The organism is Vibrio sp. 1562 (assembly GCF_033340155.1).
GTDB lineage: Bacteria > Pseudomonadota > Gammaproteobacteria > Enterobacterales > Vibrionaceae > Vibrio > Vibrio alginolyticus.
Genome location: NZ_JAWOVY010000560.1, coordinates 1 through 591 on the forward strand (window position 1 = coordinate 1; position 591 = coordinate 591).

General features: G+C 41.8%; 1 protein-coding gene. It reads left to right on the forward strand.

The window, feature by feature from the left end:
- Positions 1–162: penicillin-insensitive murein endopeptidase (locus tag R7Z49_RS26395; protein ID WP_318112615.1), on the forward strand; the 162-nt coding region annotated here is incomplete at its 5' end.
- Between the last annotated feature and the right edge of the window lie 429 nt (positions 163–591).

A 591-nucleotide genomic window follows, 5' to 3' on the forward strand; every position in this document is an offset into this window, starting at 1 on the left:
CAAGCACCTCCTCCTTCTGGTGATGGGTGTGGTTCGGAGTTAGCGAGTTGGAAGCCAAAAGCAGTTGTCCCTGCGAAGCCCCAGCCAGAAAAAGTAGCGGCTAAACCTAAAAAGAAAAAAGCGATTCCACCACAATGTCAGCCACTTATCGTCAGTAAATAACGTCTTATCTTTGTTCTTGTTTCGGCTCAGGTATCTCTTTTATGAAACTGGAGAAACATCATACTTTTGTCTACAGTGAATAATACCAATACAAAAACTAACCCAACTCGTTTGGGTGACATATTATAGAAATCTTAAATAAACAACGGGTTGTATGTATTGTTGAGTGGTAACGACTCTGTTTTGAAAGATCTTTCGTCACGATACTCTGATTTCTGAACAATATGTCTGTCGGTTGGTAAGTAAAATAGGCAACGCAGACAAGGTATTGAGGCGGGGTTGTGGAGTGACCTGCCGTAGAATGAATCAAGGACAAAACCATGACTATGATTTGTGCAAAAGAATTTGCAGAGTGGTTAAGACACAGATTTAGCAGTGATCCCAAGGGAGTCTTACTGACTCGTGAAGATGTTAATCACCTGACGGGAC